We start from the raw sequence: 17102 nt of genomic DNA, 5'->3' as shown, positions 1-17102 counted from the left end.
TTGCCGCGGACAGAATCCGCGGATTCGTCCGCGAGAAGCGCACATTCCCGCGCGAAGCGCTCGGTGGGCGACGGCGCGGTGTGGCTGGACCCCGCCCGACGCACCGCCGGGCACGGCGAGACGCGCCGGCTGTCGGCATCCGACTGGTCACCGTCTCTGGACTGGTGCTTCGAGGTCGCACGCAGCCGCCCGACCGGGATCAAGCTCGGCCCGGGGCTGGACCGCGACCTCATCCCCGACGACGTCGAGGCGCAGTGGGTCAGCGCCGACGGCAGCGTGGTCGAGCTGGTGCTGTGGAGCGGCGCGCTCGCCCGCGACGGCATCCGCCGCTCGGCGCTGATCGTCGCCGGCGGGCAGACCCACGAGCTGACCGCGGAGGCGGATGCCGAGGACGTGCCGGTCCGCGAGCTCGGCGCATTCGTGCACGAGCCCGACGGGGCCGTGATCCGTGCGCGGCTGATCGGCGACGCGGCACGGATGCTGGATGCCGGGATGCTCGACGAGCAGATCGCCTATCTCACCGGAGACGCCGCCGTGACGAGCCCGTTCGTGCAGTCGTTCCGGGTGCGGGAGACCATGCCCGTGCATCCGAAGACCATCAACGCGGCGCTCAGGGCGAACGACATCGGGCGACTCGAGATCAAGAAGCGCGGTATGGACATCGATCCTGCGGCTTTCCGGAAGAAGCTGACGCTGAAGGGCTCGCAGCAGGCGACGCTGATCCTCACCCGGACACCGGCCGGACGCGTGGCGATCCTCGCCGACCGGGTCTGATCAGCCCTCCTCCGATCCACCACGGGTCTGAGCGGCGGCCGGTCTGATCAGCTCTTCTTGTCGAGCGGATCGCGGAAGATCGTCAGGGTGACCCCGCCTCGTTCGGTCCACTTCGCGCTGTAGGTCGCTTCGCGGTACCGCACCTGCACGGCTCGGGACGAATCGCCGGGCTCGCAGCTCTTCGACACCTGAAGAGTGTCAGGATCGACGACCGCGACGCACTTGTCGTCGACAAAGTGCGCCCAGATGGCGACGCCGTCGTCCCGGCCGACGAGCATCAGGTTCGGCCCGGCGAGATCGACCTTCTTCAGCGCGCCGATGAGGCGCCGGTCCTCCTGCGAGTACTGCTGCTCCCAAGAGGTGTCGTCCGGGTCGGTGTCCCAGTAGTCGATTCCGATAACGCGCTCACCGCGCAGATCCTTCATCATCGTCGCAGACACAGAGCGCTTGATGCCGTCGTCCAGCGTGGTCTCCGCACCGACGCCGATCATGCCCGCACCCCACATCCCCTTGGCGGGGTCGGCGCAGCCGATGCTCTGCTGGCCGTCGAGCACGAGAACGAGACATGCCTCCTTGCCATGAGTGGCCGTCCAGACCGCCGCACCGTGCTTCGTACCGGCGAACTCGAGCGAGTCGGGATCGACCTTTCCCGTCTTCGCGATCGCCTGTTCGGACTTCTGCTGCGCCGCAGTCATCGACGGGACGGAGATCCGCTCAGACCGCGGCGCAGTCAGCCAGCCGATGCCGAGACCGAACGCGAGTGTTGCGACGGTCACGATCGCGATCAGCCGCCGGTGGGCGGGGGCGACGGTGGATAGGTGACTCTCCTCGTCCTGCTGCCCTTCCGCGCCGCCCGAGTCCTGCAGTGCACGCAGGCTCGGTTCGGCGCGCGGAGAGTCGGGCATCGGATCTGGAGAGGATGTGACGGGCGGATCGTCCCGTCCCGGCGCAACGCCGCCCGTCGCACGCGGGGTCGCGGGCTCGACTGCTGTGGGAGCCGAGAGCATCCGCAGCTCTTCGGCCTCTTCCGGCGTCAGAGCACCGCCGGGAGCGTACAGGCGGCGCTGCAATTCGCGCCGGCGGGTGTCGTCCGCTGTGCTCATCCCTGTCCCCCGGCCGCGCCCCCGGCGCGATAGATCGTGAGGACGTTGCCGCTCCCGGGGCTGTTCATGTCGCCGGCGAGCACCGAGTAGGTGCTGTCCCCCACGGTGAGCTCCAGCGGCGGTGAGCCGATCGAGAGGTTTCCGCACTTCTTGGTGACCACATCGTGCGGCTGCACGATCACGATGCAAGGCTCGCTGTCGAAGCCGAGCCACACGGGAGTGTCGCCGTCGTAGCCGAGGATGCTGAGGGTCTGTCCGTCCATCCCGGTGGCCTCGATCGCACTGATCGTCTTCAGCTCCGCTTCGTCGTATTGCACACGCCAGTCCCACTCCTCAGACATGCTTTCGCGCTGCACGGCGATGAACGGGTTGCCGTTGATGTCCTCCGCCGAAGATGCCCATACCGAATACTCGACGCCCTTCTCGACGTAGGTCAGGCTCGCCCCCAGTGTCTCCCCCGAAGCGGTCTTCGGGTTGAGGCAGTTCACGCCGGTGCCACCGGGCAGCCCCGGGGAGCCGCGGCCCCGCGTGAGAAGCAGGCAGTCCGATGCCCCGTCGTTCTGCGTCGCTTTCCAGACGTCCACGCCGTCTTTGCTGCCGACGAGCTCCACAGAGCCTGCGTCGTACTGAGTCGTCGACTGGAGCCTCGCCCAGGTGTCCTGCTGTTCGGCTGTCATAACGGGCCCGTGGTCGCTGAATATGGCGCGGCCTGCGACCAGTCCCACCACGATCGCGAAGACGGCGACCACGGGAAGGAGTATGCGGCGAGGGAATCGGCGGAGGCTCATCGTCGTCCGGCCTGCGGCGGGAGCTTCATCGGGCAGCACGTTCTTGGACTCCGAGACGTCAGGCGTCTCCGCGTGCTCAGCAGGTGACTCCGTCCGAGTGGACGATCCCGCCCACAGCGCGGAGGCTCGGAACCCGTCATCACGAGCCGACGTCGGCTCGGTGATCGGGGGCGAGACCACGGGAGCCGTCAGATTGCGCGCGTCCAGATCCCGCAGCTCCGCGGCCTCGGCATCCGTCAGCGCGCCCCCGGGCGCGTAGGCCCGCAGCTGAAGCTCACGTCGTCGTGCAGCTTCCGCCCCCTCCAGCATCCGTCACCCCAGTCTCTCGAACTGCATCGTCGCCCAGATCAACCAGCCCGCACTGAACAGAGTGGCACACAGTCCGAGGACCAGAGCCCACATCGCGATGGCGCGGCTCTCCAGCGGGCGGCGCAGCGACATGATCGCGGAGATCACGGCGACGACCGCCACCGGAATCCCCCAGCCCACGAACATCGACGTCGCCAGCGCGACGATCGCGGCGAACAGGGCCCACGGCGCCAGCCGGGCATCATCCACCGGCGCCGCGTCCGACTCCGCGTGCGGCTCCCAGTCCGACCGGGCCGCGAAATCCTCGGCATCCGGCTCGTGATTCGTCCGCTCGACCGGGATCGGCGCCGTCGGCAGCTTGCCGTACCCCTTCGACGCACCGGGCAGCGCCGCGCTCCCCTCCGGTCGCTCGACCTCGGGAGTGGGCCCCTCGATGCGCGGATCGGTCATGCCGGGCTCACCTGGATCTCGGTCACGGGCAGCGTCGAGTCCGCCCCGAACGCCAGTGTCGACGCGCCACGGCCGCTCGAGATCAGCTCCGCGGCGAGACCGGCGATCATCGCGCCGTTGTCCGTGCACAGGCTCAGAGGAGGGATGCGCACGGTGACGCCCGCTGCGGCGGCGCGCTCCAGCGTCACCTCGCGCAGACGCCGATTGGCGATCACTCCGCCACCCAGCAGCAGGCGAGGAACTCCGCGGTCCTGGCAGGCGGCGAGCGCCTTGGTCACCAGCACGTCGACCACCGCTTCGCGGAAGCTGGCGGCGACATCGGCGACGGGGACCTCCTCGCCGTTCGCCTCGGCGCGCTCGATCCAGCGGGCGACCGCCGTCTTCAGCCCCGAGAACGAGAAGTCGTAGCGGTGCCTCTCCAGATCGGACGCCTTGGACAGTCCGCGCGGGAAGCGGATCGCCTTCGGGTCGCCGCCGGCCGCGGCTCTGTCGATCTGCGGCCCACCGGGGTACGGAAGCCCCAGCAGACGCGCGACCTTGTCGAAGGCCTCACCGGCCGCGTCGTCCACGGTCTCGCCGAGCAGCTCGACGTCGGTCGTGAGATCGCGCACATGCAGCAGCGAGGTGTGGCCGCCGCTGACGAGCAGGGCGATCGTCGGGTACTCGATGGGCTCCGCATCCCCGGCGACGATGTCGGCGGCGATGTGCCCGACCAGATGGTTCACGGCGTACAGCGGCTTGCCCAGCGACACGGCGAGCCCCTTGGCGGCGCCCACGCCGACCATGAGCGCGCCGGCCAGGCCCGGACCGCTGGTCACGGCGATGGCGTCCAGGTCATCGAGGTTCACCTGCGCCTCGGCGAGGGCGCGCTCGATGGACGGCTGCAGGGCCTCCAGATGCGCGCGTGCGGCGACCTCCGGCACGACGCCGCCGTAGCGGGCGTGCTCGTCCATGCTCGACGCGATGGTGTTCGACAGCAGGGTGCGGCCGCGCACGATGCCGATGCCCGTCTCGTCGCAGCTGGTCTCGATGCCGAGCACCAGGGGTTCGGTGGTGGTCATGCGGAGGTCTCCTCCTCGGATGCTGCGCCGACGGTCCAGGCGTGCAGGTCGAGCCGCATCACCACGGCGTCCACGTCGTCGGGCTGGTAGTAGCGCGGGCGGCGGCCCAGCTCCGCGAAGCCCTCCGACCGATACAGGCCCTCGGCCACGGGATTGTCGGCGCGCACTTCGAGGAACAGCTCGCGGGCGCCGCGGGCGGCCGCCTCGGAGATCAGCGCGCGCAGCAGCGCACGGCCCCTCCCCTGCCCCCGGACCGATTCATCGAGCGCGATGGTCTGGATGTCGGCATCCGATCCGCCGCGCAGGGCGCGCAGCCCGCCGTAGCCCACCACGCGGCCGTCCTCCTCGTCGACGAGGTAGTGGTTGTGAGCGCTGGCGACCTCGGCGCGCATGGTGTCCTCGCTCCACGCGTCCGTGGGGAAGCTGCGGTGCTCGAGGTCCATGATCGCGGCGAGGTCGTCGCCGGTCGCGAGGCGGAGGGTCATGCGCTCACCCGCTTCGGAGCGCCGGGCTGCACGACATCCGGCGAGCGCAGATAGAGCGGCTCGGCATCGGCGAGGGTCCGTCCGGCGGCGATGGCGCGGGCGCCGACGAGCGCGAGGGCGGAGGCCGAGAGCTCGGTGACCTCGTGCACCGGCTCGGCGAGCTCGGCACCGCGCTTCTCCAGGCGGGTGGGGAGCACCAGGTGCGGGATGCCGTCGGCATCCGCTCCGTCGAAGACGCTCACCGCGATCTCACGACGGCGGGCGTCGGTGACGACCGCGAATCGGCCCTGGATGTCCGCCGCCTGCGCGATCGCGAAATGGCTGGGGATCGGGATGACCGGGATGCCGCGACCGAGCGCGAACGTGCGCGCCGCGGCGATGCCGATGCGCAGGCCGGTGAAGGGCCCGGGGCCCATTCCCGCGATCACGTGCGTGATGCCCGGCTGCGCCACCTGGGCGAGCAGGTCGCCGATCACCTCGGCGTGTCCGAGCGGGTCGGGCGTGGAGGCCTCGGCGACGGTGCGCCCGTCGGCGTCGATGACGGCGACGGCGGTGCCCAGGGAGGTGTCGACGGCGAGGATCACCCCTCCAGATTAGTCGGCGGCCGCTGGGCCTCGGCCGGGAGCCGTGCACCGGCGGGTACGGTCATGGTGTGAGCTACGAGACCGCCTCCCGCCTCCTGATCGACCCCGACGCCACCGCCGAGCAGCTGTACGGAGCCGCGGTCGAGCTGCGCGGCTCGTTCGAACGCGCAGAGCACACGATCGGCCTGCTCCCGGGCGACGCCGACCAGGTGATGATCCGGGCGTACCGGGCCGCCGCAGACCGCGGCCTGGTGAGGGCGATGCTCGACCTCGGCGCACTGTACGTTTCGGGCGAGGTGGCGCCGTGGGCGCCGTACCCGGGTAAGGATCTCGCACAGGGCATCGCACTCCTGCGCCGAGCCGATGACGCAGGCTCCGCCGCCGGCGCGCTCGGCTGGATCCGGGCCGCCTACTTCGCCCGGGACGAGTCGATGGCCCCCGCGGCCGTCGAGCGCCTGAGTGCCCTGTACTCCGCCGATCCCGAGGACGCCGGCGTGCAGCTCCTGCTGGGCTATTTCATCAGCCAGGGGTACGGGTACGCGCAGGACGTCGCCGCGGCCCTGCCGTTCTTCGACGCGGCGGCCGCGCGGGGAGACGCGGATGCCGCGTTCGAGCTCAGCATCCTTCGCCCCGAGTCCGCCGCGGACTGGACCCGCCGGGCGGCCGACCTGGGCAGTGCACGCGCGCAGGCGAATCTCGGCGGCATGTACGCGACCGGCCGGGGCGTCGAGCAGGACGCGCGGAAGGCCGTCGAGTGGTACAGCCGCGCGGGCGACAACGGCCACGCCCGCGCCGCGTTCATCGCCGGCGTCATGCTGCTGCGCGGGGACGACGGGCTCACCCCGGACCGGGATGCGGCCGAGGGGCAGTTCGCCACGGCCGAGGAGCTCGGCTTCGACGTGGACGGATCCCTCGACGACATGGGCATCACGCGCTGACGCGCGGCGCCCGCACGATCTCAGGCCTCGACGCGCTCGATCGTCACGAACCTCGGCGCATCGGCGTCCAGGTCCTCGTCCGCCAGGTCGGCGACGCCTCCGACCGGACGCTCCAGCTCGATGTCCCACCAGGCATCCGCCACCGACGAGGCCATCGGCCGCCCCCACTCGATCACCACCACCGAGCGGGCGAAGTCGATGTCCAGATCGTCGAGTTCGGCGGCCGACCCCAGACGGTAGGCGTCCACGTGCACGAGCGGCGCTCCCCCGACCAGCGAGGGATGCGTGCGGGCGATCACGAAGGTCGGGCTCTGCACGGGCCCGCGCACGCCGAGCCCCTCGGCGAGGCCGCGCGTGAAGGTCGTCTTGCCGGCGCCCAGAGGCCCGGTCAGCACGAGCAGGTCGCCGGCCTGCAGCTGCTCGCCGATGTGCAGGCCGAGCCGCTCCATGGCATCCGAGGTGGCGATCTCGTGCCGCCCCAGGAACGCGGGATCGATGCTCATGACACGGTCCGCCGGGGGACGCGGTCGCCGATGCGCGTGACGATCTCGTAGTTGATGGTGCCCGCGGCGTCCGCCCAGTCCGTCGCCGACGGATGACCGAGCGTCGGGTCGCCGAACAGCACCACCTCGTCGCCCACCTCGACGGGCTCGTCGCCGACGTCGACGACGAACTGGTCCATGGCGATGCGGCCCGCAACGGTGTGCGGGCGGCCGTTGATCAGCACCGGCCCGAGGCCGGATGCCTGACGCGGCACGCCGTCGGCGTAGCCGAGCGGCACGAGCGCGAGCGTGGTGTCGCGGTCGCAGCGGTACGCGTAGTCGTACGAGACGCCGGTGCCGGCGGCGACCCGGCGGACGTTCGCGACAGCTGCGCTGAGCTTCATCGCCGGACGCAGCCCCAGATCGGCCGAGGTGCGGTCGGCGAAGGGTGAGAGTCCGTAGATGCCGAGGCCCACGCGCACCGCGTCGAGTCGCGCCTCGGGCAGCGAGATGGCGCCTGCGGTGGCGGCGAGGTGACGGATCTCCGGACGGATGCCGAAGGACTCGGCCTGCGCGAGGATCTCCTGGTACCGGGCGAGCTGCGCCCGGTCGTCGTCGGGGCTCGCACCGGAGAGATGACTGAAGATCCCGACGATGCGGATGCGTCCGATGCGCTCCAGCCGGGCGGCTTCGGCCAGAACCTGCTCGAGCTGCTCGGTGGGGATGCCGTTGCGGGAGAGCCCGGTGTCGACCTTGAGGTGGACGGATGCCTGGGATCCGGCCTCGGATGCCGCGTTCAGCTGCGCGAACGAGGAGACGCCGATCTCGATCTCGGCCTCGACCGCGTCATCGAACCGCCGGCCGGGTTCATGCAGCCAGGCGATCAGCGGCGCGGTGATGCCCGCGCGGCGCAGCGCGAAGGACTCCTCCAGGGTCGCCGTGCCGATTCGCGAGGCGCCTCCGGCGAGCGCGGCCGTGGCGACGGCGGCGGCGCCGTGCCCGTAGCCGTTCGCCTTGACCACGCCGATCACCTGCACGCCCGTGAGACTGCGCAGGTGGCGGACGTTCTCGGCGATCGCGCCGAGGTCGATCGTGGCCTGACGGAACGGGAAGGTGCGGGTCATGCGGAGGTCCCTGTCTCGTGCGAGGCTGCTCATGCATCCGCCCTCTCGGCGACGACGTACGCCGCGGCGAGGCCGGCGTCGTGGGTGAGGCTCAGGTGCAGGGCGGTGATGCCGCGCTCGGCGACGACGGCCGCAGTGGAGCCGCTCAGCACGAAGTGCGGACGGCCGGAGGCCTCGGAGGCGATCTCGATCTCGGTCCAGTACACGCCGTCGCTGCCGCCGAGCGCCTTGATCAGTGCCTCCTTGGCGGCGTACCGGGCGGCCAGCGAACGCAGACGCAGCTGCTGCTCGGATGGCGTGAAGAGACGTGCCAGGAGCCGGGGAGTGCGGGTCACCGAGCGCTCGAACCGCGCGACGTCGACGAGGTCGATTCCGGTGCCGATGATCACCCGTTCAGCCTACTCGGGGCGTCGGATGCCCGGCATCCGCGGCTTCCTTCCGCTGCCGTGCTCTTCCGTCCGCAGGCCGGGTCGCACGTCCGGATGCCGAGAACGACCGAACCGGCATCCGGAACGTCACCCCGACCTGCAGACGAAGGGAAACGAGCTCAGAGCGACCCGAACCGCGCCTCGTACTCCGGCGAGAGCTCCGCGAACCGGGCAGCCCATTCGTGGGCGAAGGCCTCGCCTGCGACGTGGGCGGCGAGGCGCTCGAGATAGGTCTGCCATCCGGCACCGTAGAAGATCGAGCGGATGCCGGTGTGCACCAGGCGCATGCGGGTGCCGCCGGCGACCTCGTCGAGCGTGACGGTCAATTCGGTCGGCTCCTCCTCGACGGCATGCCAGGTGGTGGTGAACGAGAGCGGTGCGTCGCAGGAGGTGACGGTGCCGGTCGCCCAGGACGGCTCATCGCCCTCCGCGACGACCGCCCAGGTGCCGCCGAGCCGGAACTCGCCGGTCAGGTCGACCATCCAGCGCCCGAGGCGATCTGGCGTGGTGATCGCCTGCCAGAGGTCGTCGATGTCGGTGGCGTAGACGTCCTCGTAGACGAGCCGGAAGCCGGACGGATGCTTCTCGATGACGGGACGGGTGATGCTCATGATGCGTTCCTCTCCGTGATCTTCGTGCTACTCTTCCCGGATGCCGCGCGGCGTCCCCGCGCGACCTCGGTGTGCAGGGCGTCGAGACGCTGGCCGAGCGGATCGCTCAGCCGCGCGAGCGCGCGGGAGGCGGCATCCAGTCCCGCCTGATCCAGGGCGTAGACGCGACGCGTCCCCTCGGCCCGCACCGTCGCGAAGCCGTTCTCGCGCAGCACCTTCAGGTGCTGCGACACTGCAGGCTGCGAGATGCCGAACTCCTCGCGGGCGATGTCGGTCAGCATCCCCGCCGACTGCTCGCCCAGGGCGAGCACGCTCAGCAGCCGCCGACGGACAGCATCCGCGAGAACCTCGAATTCGTGCACGCCCTGACTATATAAGTCTTCTCTTATCTTTGCCACACCTTTTCATCTGCAGGCCGATTCGCGCGTCTGGATGCAGACAACAACCGAACCGGCATCCGGGACGTCGCGCCGACCTGCAGACGAAGGGATGCGACTCCCTGCACAGTCGGGGAATCCAACGAGTTGTCCCCATCCACTGGGTTCGCGAACCCACGGCACTCGGATTCCCGCCAGCATCGCAGCATGCTCATCACGCCCCGCCAGCTTCTCGACCGCTTCGACGGCCTCGCCCGCGGCAGACAGCTCACGGCATTCGGGCTCAGCAGATATGAACTCGCCCGCGCGGCTGACCGAGGCGAGATCCGGCGGCTTCGACGCGGCGTGTACGCGAGCACGAAGGCGACGGACGCCGCCATCGCCGCCGCACGGCACGGCGGGGCGCTCACATGCGCCGGAGCGCTGCAGCACCATGAGGTCTGGACACTCGAGGACGATGACGAACCGCACGTGTGGCTCGGGTCCACCGGGCGGGTGCACCCGCATCCTGGATGCTCGTGCGTCGCCCACTACCACCCGGGCAGGATGTCGCTCGGGGTCGCCGATGTGCGAGATGCCCTCATCCACGGGTACTTCTGTCATGGCGAGGAGTTCTTCTTCTGCGCGCTCGAGTCGGCATGGCGAAAGCGACTGATCGGTGCCGGCGATCGTGCGCGCATCCGCGCGACCCTGCCTCGCTCCGCACAGTGGCTGGTCGACTTCGCCCGCCCCGACGCCGATAGCGGTCTGGAGTCTCTGATGCGCCTCCGCCTGCATCTGCAGGGCATCGACGACGTCCGGACGCAGGTCCACATCGACGGCGTAGGCCGGGTCGACTTCGTGATCGAGGGTCGACTGATCGTCGAAGCGGACGGCGAGGACAACCACACCGGTCCGCAGCGCCACAGGGATCTGCGGCGCGATGCGGCAGCATCCGCCCTGGGCTATGAGTCGCTGCGCTTTGATTACGTCCAGATCCTGAGGGCCTGGGACACCGTGCTCGAGGCGATCCTCGCGGCATTACGGCGCGCGCACGCCTGATTTCGCGTCGCCGACCAGTCCGGTCCCCGTCCTATCCGCTCCATCCGCAGGCCGATTCACACATCCGGATGCCGGGAACCGACGCTTCGGCATCCGGGACGTCACCTCGACCTGCGGACGAAAGAAGAAAGACCGAACACGAAAGCCCGGAGCGGTCAGCTCACTCCACCGTGACCGACTTCGCGAGGTTGCGGGGCTGGTCGACGTCCAGGCCCTTGGCCGTGGCGAGCGCCATGGCGAAGATCTGCAGCGGGACGACCGCGAGGATCGGCTCGAACAGCGGTCCGGCGAGCGGGATGCGGATGACCTCGTCGGCGTAGGGCAGCACGGCGGCGTCGCCCTCCTCCGCGACGACGATCACGCGGGCGCCGCGGGCGCGGATCTCCTGGATGTTCGAGACCACCTTGGAGTGGATCAGCGCGGAGTGGCGCGGCGAGGGCACGAGAACGAACACGGGCTGACCGGGCTCGATCAGCGCGATCGGCCCGTGCTTGAGCTCGCCGGCGGCGAATCCCTCGGCGTGGATGTACGAGATCTCCTTGAGCTTGAGCGCGCCCTCGAGCGCGATCGGGAACCCGACGTGACGGCCCAGGAACAGCACCGAGCGGGTGTCAGCCATCCAGCCGGCCAGCTGCGAGACGTGCTCGGTCTCCTCGGCCAGCACCTGCGCGACCTTCTCGGGAAGCGACTGCAGCTCGCCGACGGCCTCACGGACATCGGATGCCGAGGCGGTGCCGCGCACCCGCCCCATGTGCAGGCCGAGAAGGAGCAGCGCCGTGATCTGAGCGGAGAACGCCTTGGTCGACGCGACGGCGACCTCCGGGCCCGCGTGCGTGTAGACGACGGCATCCGACTCGCGCGGGATGGTCGCGCCCTGCGTGTTGCAGACCGACAGGGTCTTCGCACCGCGCTCGTTCGCGTACTTGACCGCCATCAGGGTGTCCATCGTCTCGCCGGACTGGCTGATCGAGACGACGAGGGTGTCGTCGCCGATCACCGGGTCGCGGTAGCGGAACTCGTGCGCGAGCTCGACGTCGACGGGCACGCGCGCCCACTGCTCGATCGCGTACTTGCCGACCAGCGCGGCATACGACGCGGTGCCGCAGGCGGTGATGATCACGCGGTTGATGCCGGTGAACAGGTCATCGAGTCCGTCGAGCTCGGGGATGACCACCTGGTCGCCCTGGATGCGGCCGCGGATGGTGTTCGCGACGGCCTCGGGCTGCTCGGCGACCTCCTTGGCCATGAACGAGGACCAGCCGCCCTTCTCGGCGGCAGCGGCGTCCCAAGAGACCTCGAAGGGCTGGGCCTCGACGGAGTTGCCGTCGAAGTCGGTGACCGTCACCGAGTCGGGGGTGATCGCGACGATCTGGTCCTGCCCGATGGCGAGTGCGCTGCGGGTGTGCTCGACGAACGCCGCGACGTCCGAGCCGAGGAAGTTCTCCCCCTCGCCCAGGCCGATCACGAGCGGCGAGTTGCGACGGGCTCCGACCACGAGGCCGGGCTCGTCCTGGTGCACGGCCAGCAGCGTGAACGCGCCCTCCAGGCGGTTGACCACGTTGCGGAAGGCGGAAGCCAGGTCGCCGGTGCGCCGGTACTCGCGCCCGAGCAGAGCTGCTGCGACCTCGGTGTCGGTCTCACTGAGGAAGGTGACGCCCTCGGCGGTCAGCTCGTCGCGGAGAACCGCGAAGTTCTCGATGATGCCGTTGTGGATCAGTGCGAGCTTGCCGTCGTCGGCGAGATGCGGGTGCGCGTTCCCATCGGTGGGGCCGCCGTGCGTCGCCCAGCGGGTGTGGCCGATGCCGGTCGTGCCGTCGGCGAGCGCGGCATCCGCCAGCGAGTCGCGCAGCACCTTCAGCTTGCCGGCCTTCTTGCGCATCCCGAGGTGCCCGCCCTCGTCGATGACGGCGATGCCCGCCGAATCGTACCCGCGGTACTCGAGACGGGCCAGGCCCGCGAGAAGGATGTCCTGGCTGGGCCGCGGGCCCACGTATCCGACGATTCCACACATGGATTCAAGGATAAACGGGGGTTTTTGCGAGGCCTCTGAACGAACGTCAGAGGCGATCACACCTTGCGCAGCTGCACGCTCTCGACGGCGTGGTCGGCGCCCTTGCGCAGCACGAGGGTCGCGCGGTGCTTGGTGGGCATGACGTTCTCGAGCAGATTCGGCATGTTGATCTCGTTCCAGTACCCGAGAGCCGTGGTCACCGCCTCGTCGTCGGTGAGGTGCGCGAACACGTTGAAGTACGACGACGGGTTCGCGAAGGCGCCCTTGCGCAGCGCGAGGAAGCGGTCGATGTACCAGCGCTCGATGTGCTTGGGATCGGCGTCGACGTAGATCGAGAAGTCGAACAGGTCGCTGACGGCCACGTCGTTCGGGGCGGGCGGCGGCTGCAGCACGTTCAGCCCCTCCACGATCACCACGTCGGGGCGGCGCACGACCACGTGCGCGTCGGGCACGATGTCGTACCGCATGTGCGAGTAGAACGGCGCGCGCACCTCGGATGCCCCGCTCTTCACCTCGGTGAGGAACTCGATCAGCGAGCGGCGGTCGTAGGACTCGGGGAAGCCCTTGCGGTCCATCAGCCCGCGGCGCTCGAGCTCGGCGTTGGGGTACAGGAACCCGTCGGTGGTGACGAGCTCGACCCGCGGCGTCCCCGGCCAGCGGCTCATCAGCTCGCGCAGCAGGCGGGCGATGGTCGACTTGCCGACAGCCACGGAACCGGCGACGCCCACCACGAACGGCGTGGTGGAGTCGTCCTCCTGCAGGAACTCGCTGGTCGCGGCACCCAGCTTGCGGATCGACGACGCGTACAGGCTGAGCAGGCGGCTCAGCGGCATGTAGACCTCGCGCACCTCGTCGAGGTTGAGCCGGTCGCCGATGCCGCGGATGCCGACGACCTCGGTCTCGCTGAGCGGCTGATCGAGGCCTGCCGACAGGCGCGCCCAATCGGCGCGGTCGATCTCGCGGTACTGGGACAGCGGCAGGTTGGTGGCGGCGGTCACGCGTTACATCGTATCCGTCGGGTGAACAGCGGATGTCGCGGCGATCTGCGAGGGATGTCGCAGCGTCCGCGCACGAGTAATCTCGTGCCGTGCGCCTGGGAGTCCTCGACATCGGTTCCAACACCGTCCACATGCTGGCCGCCGACATCCACCCCGGTGGACGCCCGCTGGCGACGGCGAGCGACCGGACGGTGCTGCGCCTGATGCGCTACCTCACGCCCGAGGGCGCGATCACGGAATCGATGGTGGCCCGGAAAGCAGCCACCACTAGAGTGTGATGATGCATCGATCTGAGGATCGCGGCCGTCTGGGGAGGCCAGGCAACGGAATCGACGCACCCATGGCGAGGACTCGCCGTGAGCGTCGTCTGCTGCGTGCGGACCCCGAAACGCCGCTGCCGGCCCTCGACTCCGACGGGCGGTCGCCGAGACCCCCGGAGACGACCATGACCGCTGGATCCGAGTTCTCCCTGGCAGACCTGTTCGCGAGCACCCATGAGGACGTCCCCGACGTGCAGCCGAACATCATGACGGTGTGCACCGGCAACATCTGCCGCTCGCCCCTGGCCGAGACCGTGCTGGCCACGCGCCTCGCCGACCTCGATCTCCGCGTGCACAGCGCGGGGACGCAGGCCCTCGTCGGGCACGGGATGCCGACCGAGGCGCGCGCCCTCGCCGAGCGGAACGGCGTCTCCCCGGAACGCACCGCCGCCCATCGCGCGCGCCTGCTGTCCGAGACGCTGATGAACGACGCTGATCTGATCCTGACCATGACGGCTCAGCACAGCACCGCCGCCATGCAGCTCACCCCTCGCCGCATGCACAGCACCTTCACGGTGCGCGAGTTCGCGCGTCTGGCCGCCTCGCTCGACGACGGCGTGCTGCGGCGCATCGCCCGCAGCGCAGGCAACCCGCGGTCCCGTTTCGGCGTGCTGGTGCAGGCCGTCGCCGATCAGCGCGGCGTCGCGCCGAGGGCGACCGGCGACGAGGACGTGATCGACCCCTACCGCCAGTCCTTCGAGGTGTACGAGCAGTCCGCCGCGCAGCTGCTTCCCGCATTGGCGCAGGTGGAGCGGGTGGTCCGCATCGCCCTGGCCTGACGCTCCGGATCGGTCAGCGCCGCCAGCGGGCGTAGTGCCAGAGGGCCACGCCGCCGCGTCTCCAGCGCAGCATCCGATGCGCCCACGCCTCGCGCACCGTCGGCAGGCGGTTCACGTCGTTGCGCGGGATCTCCTCGCGTGAGATCCACACAGCGCGTGCGAGGACGGCGGGCTTGCGGTGCAGCGGCGCCGAGCGCAGCGTGCTCAGCCAGGAGACGGCCGCGCCGTCCTCGACGGTCGCCCGGTTGGTCTCCCACAACTGCATCTGGCGCGGCGTGGCGTCCATCTCGTGCGGGCGTCCGACGAGGTCGAACAGCTCACGCAGCACCCACTGCGCTCTTCCGACGCATGCGACGTCGAGGAACTCCTCGCGCTCGGCATCCGAGAAGTCATCGATGAGCAGCTCCGCGACGCGCTCGAGCTCTCCGGCGTGGCGCACGGACTTCGTGTAGCGCACCGCGTGCAGTGCGGCGATGACGGCGCTCGCGGCCCGCGAGGGCACCGTCACCTCGCAGTGCGCCACCTCCATGGTCGAGCGCGTGCTCCACAGCCGCTCGAAGACGGTCTGGTCGTCGGCGAAGAATCCGGGGAAGCGCACATGCGCGTCGATGTCGTTCGGCCAGTCGTCGCGGATGAGCGTGACCGAATGCGGTCCGAGCAGCGAAGGCACCTCGCGTTCCACGCGCAGATGCCAGCCGTAGTCGTGCAGCAGCCGGCAGAACTCGTCGAAGCGAGCGGGGTCGACGATCACGTCGGCGTCAGCGGCGACCCGCGGCCGGCGCAGGCCGTAACGGTCGGCCACCAGACCCTTGATGGACAGGGTGCGGATGCCGTGGTCGCGGCCGATCCGCGCCAGCATCGCGTGCGCGAGCTCGTTCGCCTCGCCCAGCCCGAAGTTCATGACAGTCGCCACGTCACCCCCATTCCCTCTCGACCATACCGACGCGGCGCGCCGCGTGCTTCCACTCAGCCGGCCAGCAGCCGACGCGATCGCAGTTCGGCGAGCAGGCTGTCGACGTCCCGGCGGATGTCGTCGGCCCGCACGTCGAAGGCCTGGGCGAGCAGTTCCAGCAGCTCGTCGACTTCGATCGGGCCGCGGATTGCGATCTCCTCCCAGACGACGGCGGAGGTCGACTCCAGCACCAGGGGGCTCGCGCCCGGCTGCGTGAGGTCGAGCGCGACGACGCGCGACTCATCCGCGGTCCAGGCGACATCGTCGCCGATGCGCACCGATGCACTCCCCCACCCCGTCACGCTTGGTAGCCTAGCGCCTGTGCAGGTCACAGCCCCGGTGGCAGGCACGGCAACCGGAGTGCATCTTCCCCATGGCATCCTCCAGCGTCACCTCGCTGATCTCTGCACACCTGGGCATCCCCACCCACGTCGCAGGGCTGGTCGTCGCGCGTTCGTTCCGGTCGATCACCATGACCTGGCATCGCGCCCGCGAGACGGCCTGGCGCTGGTCGCCGATCGAGGTGGGAACGCAGCGCAGCACCGTGGTGCTCTTTCCTGGTGAGGGACGGAGGGTGCCGACTGCGGATGCTGCTGCCTCGGGCCCCGCGCCGCTCGGCCTGTTCCTGCCGCCCGACGCCGAGCAGAACCTGGATTGGGAGCCGGGTTCGGACGTGCTGGCGGTGTGGGTGCCTGAGCGGCTGCTGCAGGAGTTCACCGAGGGCAGGACCCCGGAGGCCGCCGTGCTGCGCTCCTCGCCGCTCACGATCGGCTTCCGCACCTTCGCGCAGGCGGTCGTGCGGCACGGAGACGAGGGCTCGTCGATGTCGCAGTATGCGATCGAGCGCCTCGTGGCGGAGATGCTGTTCGGCGCGCTGGTGGAGCAGCAGTCGATAGCGACCGGTCCTCGCCCCAGTTCGCTCGTCGAACGCGCCCGCTCGATCATGCTCATGCACCGCGAGGACCCGAGCTTCTCCACGCCTCAGTTAGCCGCCGAGCTGCACATCTCCCCGCGGCAGCTGCAGCGCGCCTTCGCGGGTGCGGGCCTCCGTCCGGGAGACATGCTGCGCCGGATGCGCGTCGAGCTCGCGGAGTCGATGCTGCGCAACCCGCTGTACACGGGGCTGACCGTAGAGGAGATCTCGCGATACGCGGGGTTCACCTCGGCCCTGCAGCTGCGCCGGGCGCTGCACGCCGAGGGGTCGCCGGCTCCGGTCGAGCTGCGCAACGCCGAACGCGGCGTCTGAGCGCGCGTGGGCTTCCCGCCGCTGGGTGGCCGGATACCGGAGTGCGACCGATCAGATGCGGCTGATCACGCCGGCGACGACGAGCTCGTCCACGGCGTCTTCGACGATCTGCCGGGCCGAACCCGCGGGAGGTTCTCCGTGCGCGTGCACCACGGCGGCGATGATGCCCTCGAGGTCGGCGCCGTCGGCTGCCGCCTGCCAGATGACGGGCGCGATGCCGTCGAGCACCTTCAGCTCGGAC

At 70.1% G+C, this 17102-nt stretch carries 19 protein-coding genes and 3 pseudogenes; 6 read left to right on the top strand and 16 right to left on the bottom strand.

What is annotated here, in order from left to right; all coding sequences use genetic code 11:
• Nucleotides 1–774, top strand: a pseudogene (locus BGN97_RS09485) (SAM-dependent methyltransferase); the annotation flags it as partial.
• Between the two features lie 47 nt (nucleotides 775–821).
• Here the strand turns inward: BGN97_RS09485 and BGN97_RS09480 are convergent.
• The 6 genes from BGN97_RS09480 to tsaB form a co-directional block, all read right to left on the bottom strand.
• On the bottom strand, nucleotides 822–1679 hold the full coding sequence (locus tag BGN97_RS09480; protein ID WP_292700531.1) for a hypothetical protein: 858 nt from the start codon (nucleotides 1677–1679) through the stop codon (nucleotides 822–824).
• Nucleotides 1680–1873: 194 nt separating this feature from the next.
• Nucleotides 1874–2974, bottom strand: coding sequence for a hypothetical protein (locus BGN97_RS09475; protein ID WP_292700528.1), 1101 nt, complete (start codon nucleotides 2972–2974; stop codon nucleotides 1874–1876).
• Between the two features lie 3 nt (nucleotides 2975–2977).
• Nucleotides 2978–3424 carry a hypothetical protein gene (locus BGN97_RS09470; protein ID WP_292700525.1) on the bottom strand — a complete coding sequence of 149 codons (447 nt, stop codon included), beginning with the start codon at nucleotides 3422–3424 and terminating at the stop codon, nucleotides 2978–2980.
• Complete coding sequence (gene tsaD, locus BGN97_RS09465; protein WP_292700522.1) at nucleotides 3421–4485, bottom strand: tRNA (adenosine(37)-N6)-threonylcarbamoyltransferase complex transferase subunit TsaD; 1065 nt, start codon at nucleotides 4483–4485, stop codon at nucleotides 3421–3423. Before tsaD ends, BGN97_RS09470 begins: the two co-directional genes overlap by 4 nt.
• Nucleotides 4482–4970, bottom strand: coding sequence for a ribosomal protein S18-alanine N-acetyltransferase (gene rimI, locus BGN97_RS09460; RefSeq protein WP_292700519.1), 489 nt, complete (start codon nucleotides 4968–4970; stop codon nucleotides 4482–4484). The genes tsaD and rimI overlap by 4 nt, the downstream gene beginning before the upstream one ends.
• Nucleotides 4967–5554: a tRNA (adenosine(37)-N6)-threonylcarbamoyltransferase complex dimerization subunit type 1 TsaB gene (tsaB, locus tag BGN97_RS09455; protein ID WP_292700516.1), complete on the bottom strand. Its 588-nt coding sequence runs from the start codon at nucleotides 5552–5554 to the stop codon at nucleotides 4967–4969. The genes rimI and tsaB overlap by 4 nt, the downstream gene beginning before the upstream one ends.
• Before the next feature lie 68 nt (nucleotides 5555–5622).
• Between tsaB and BGN97_RS09450 the strand changes: the two genes are divergently transcribed.
• Nucleotides 5623–6492 (top strand): tetratricopeptide repeat protein, encoded by an 870-nt coding sequence (locus BGN97_RS09450; protein ID WP_292700513.1) that lies wholly within the window; start codon nucleotides 5623–5625, stop codon nucleotides 6490–6492.
• A gap of 20 nt (nucleotides 6493–6512) precedes the next feature.
• Here BGN97_RS09450 and tsaE read toward each other — a convergent pair whose 3' ends face one another.
• The 5 genes from tsaE to BGN97_RS09425 form a co-directional block, all read right to left on the bottom strand.
• Nucleotides 6513–6995 (bottom strand): tRNA (adenosine(37)-N6)-threonylcarbamoyltransferase complex ATPase subunit type 1 TsaE, encoded by a 483-nt coding sequence (tsaE, locus tag BGN97_RS09445; RefSeq protein WP_292700511.1) that lies wholly within the window; start codon nucleotides 6993–6995, stop codon nucleotides 6513–6515.
• The gene (gene alr / locus BGN97_RS09440) at nucleotides 6992–8098 is read right to left on the bottom strand and encodes an alanine racemase (RefSeq protein ID WP_292700508.1); all 1107 of its coding nucleotides are present in this window, start codon (nucleotides 8096–8098) and stop codon (nucleotides 6992–6994) included. Before alr ends, tsaE begins: the two co-directional genes overlap by 4 nt.
• Nucleotides 8099–8127: 29 nt before the next feature.
• Nucleotides 8128–8487, bottom strand: a complete 360-nt coding sequence (locus tag BGN97_RS09435; RefSeq protein WP_292700506.1) for a holo-ACP synthase — start codon at nucleotides 8485–8487, stop codon at nucleotides 8128–8130.
• A 158-nt stretch (nucleotides 8488–8645) separates the two neighbouring features.
• Nucleotides 8646–9137 carry an SRPBCC domain-containing protein gene (locus tag BGN97_RS09430; RefSeq protein ID WP_292700503.1) on the bottom strand — a complete coding sequence of 164 codons (492 nt, stop codon included), beginning with the start codon at nucleotides 9135–9137 and terminating at the stop codon, nucleotides 8646–8648.
• Nucleotides 9134–9499 carry a metalloregulator ArsR/SmtB family transcription factor gene (locus BGN97_RS09425; RefSeq protein WP_292700500.1) on the bottom strand — a complete coding sequence of 122 codons (366 nt, stop codon included), beginning with the start codon at nucleotides 9497–9499 and terminating at the stop codon, nucleotides 9134–9136. Before BGN97_RS09425 ends, BGN97_RS09430 begins: the two co-directional genes overlap by 4 nt.
• A 222-nt stretch (nucleotides 9500–9721) precedes the next feature.
• Between BGN97_RS09425 and BGN97_RS09420 the strand changes: the two genes are divergently transcribed.
• Nucleotides 9722–10555, top strand: coding sequence for a DUF559 domain-containing protein (locus BGN97_RS09420; protein ID WP_292700497.1), 834 nt, complete (start codon nucleotides 9722–9724; stop codon nucleotides 10553–10555).
• 160 nt (nucleotides 10556–10715) lie between these two features.
• Here the strand turns inward: BGN97_RS09420 and glmS are convergent, their stop codons facing one another.
• Nucleotides 10716–12566 carry a glutamine--fructose-6-phosphate transaminase (isomerizing) gene (gene glmS / locus BGN97_RS09415; RefSeq protein WP_292700494.1) on the bottom strand — a complete coding sequence of 617 codons (1851 nt, stop codon included), beginning with the start codon at nucleotides 12564–12566 and terminating at the stop codon, nucleotides 10716–10718.
• A gap of 56 nt (nucleotides 12567–12622) precedes the next feature.
• Nucleotides 12623–13564, bottom strand: a complete 942-nt coding sequence (gene coaA, locus BGN97_RS09410) for a type I pantothenate kinase (RefSeq protein WP_292700491.1) — start codon at nucleotides 13562–13564, stop codon at nucleotides 12623–12625.
• Between the two features lie 89 nt (nucleotides 13565–13653).
• On the opposite strand from coaA, the pseudogene BGN97_RS09405 reads away from it, so the two are divergent.
• A pseudogene (locus BGN97_RS09405) lies at nucleotides 13654–13803 on the top strand (Ppx/GppA family phosphatase); the annotation flags it as partial.
• Nucleotides 13804–14009: 206 nt separating this feature from the next.
• A complete protein-coding gene (locus tag BGN97_RS09400; RefSeq protein ID WP_292700488.1) occupies nucleotides 14010–14663 on the top strand; it encodes a low molecular weight phosphatase family protein in 654 nt (217 codons plus the stop codon).
• A gap of 13 nt (nucleotides 14664–14676) precedes the next feature.
• On the opposite strand, the gene BGN97_RS09395 is transcribed toward BGN97_RS09400, so the two are convergent.
• Entirely contained in the window at nucleotides 14677–15576 is a 900-nt protein-coding gene (locus tag BGN97_RS09395; protein ID WP_292700485.1) for a nucleotidyltransferase family protein, read from the bottom strand.
• Between the two features lie 53 nt (nucleotides 15577–15629).
• Nucleotides 15630–15917 carry a PqqD family protein gene (locus BGN97_RS09390; RefSeq protein ID WP_292700482.1) on the bottom strand — a complete coding sequence of 96 codons (288 nt, stop codon included), beginning with the start codon at nucleotides 15915–15917 and terminating at the stop codon, nucleotides 15630–15632.
• A 71-nt stretch (nucleotides 15918–15988) separates the two neighbouring features.
• On the opposite strand from BGN97_RS09390, the gene BGN97_RS09385 reads away from it, so the two are divergent.
• Nucleotides 15989–16861, top strand: a complete 873-nt coding sequence (locus tag BGN97_RS09385) for an AraC family transcriptional regulator (RefSeq protein ID WP_292700479.1) — start codon at nucleotides 15989–15991, stop codon at nucleotides 16859–16861.
• 51 nt (nucleotides 16862–16912) lie between these two features.
• On the opposite strand, the pseudogene BGN97_RS09380 reads toward BGN97_RS09385, so the two are convergent.
• Nucleotides 16913–17102, bottom strand: a pseudogene (locus tag BGN97_RS09380) (hypothetical protein); the annotation flags it as partial.

It is taken from the genome of Microbacterium sp. 69-10 (assembly GCF_001897945.1).
Lineage (GTDB): Bacteria > Actinomycetota > Actinomycetes > Actinomycetales > Microbacteriaceae > Microbacterium.
Note: the sequence above shows the minus strand (reverse complement) of the source record. Positions and strands in the feature narration are given on the sequence as shown.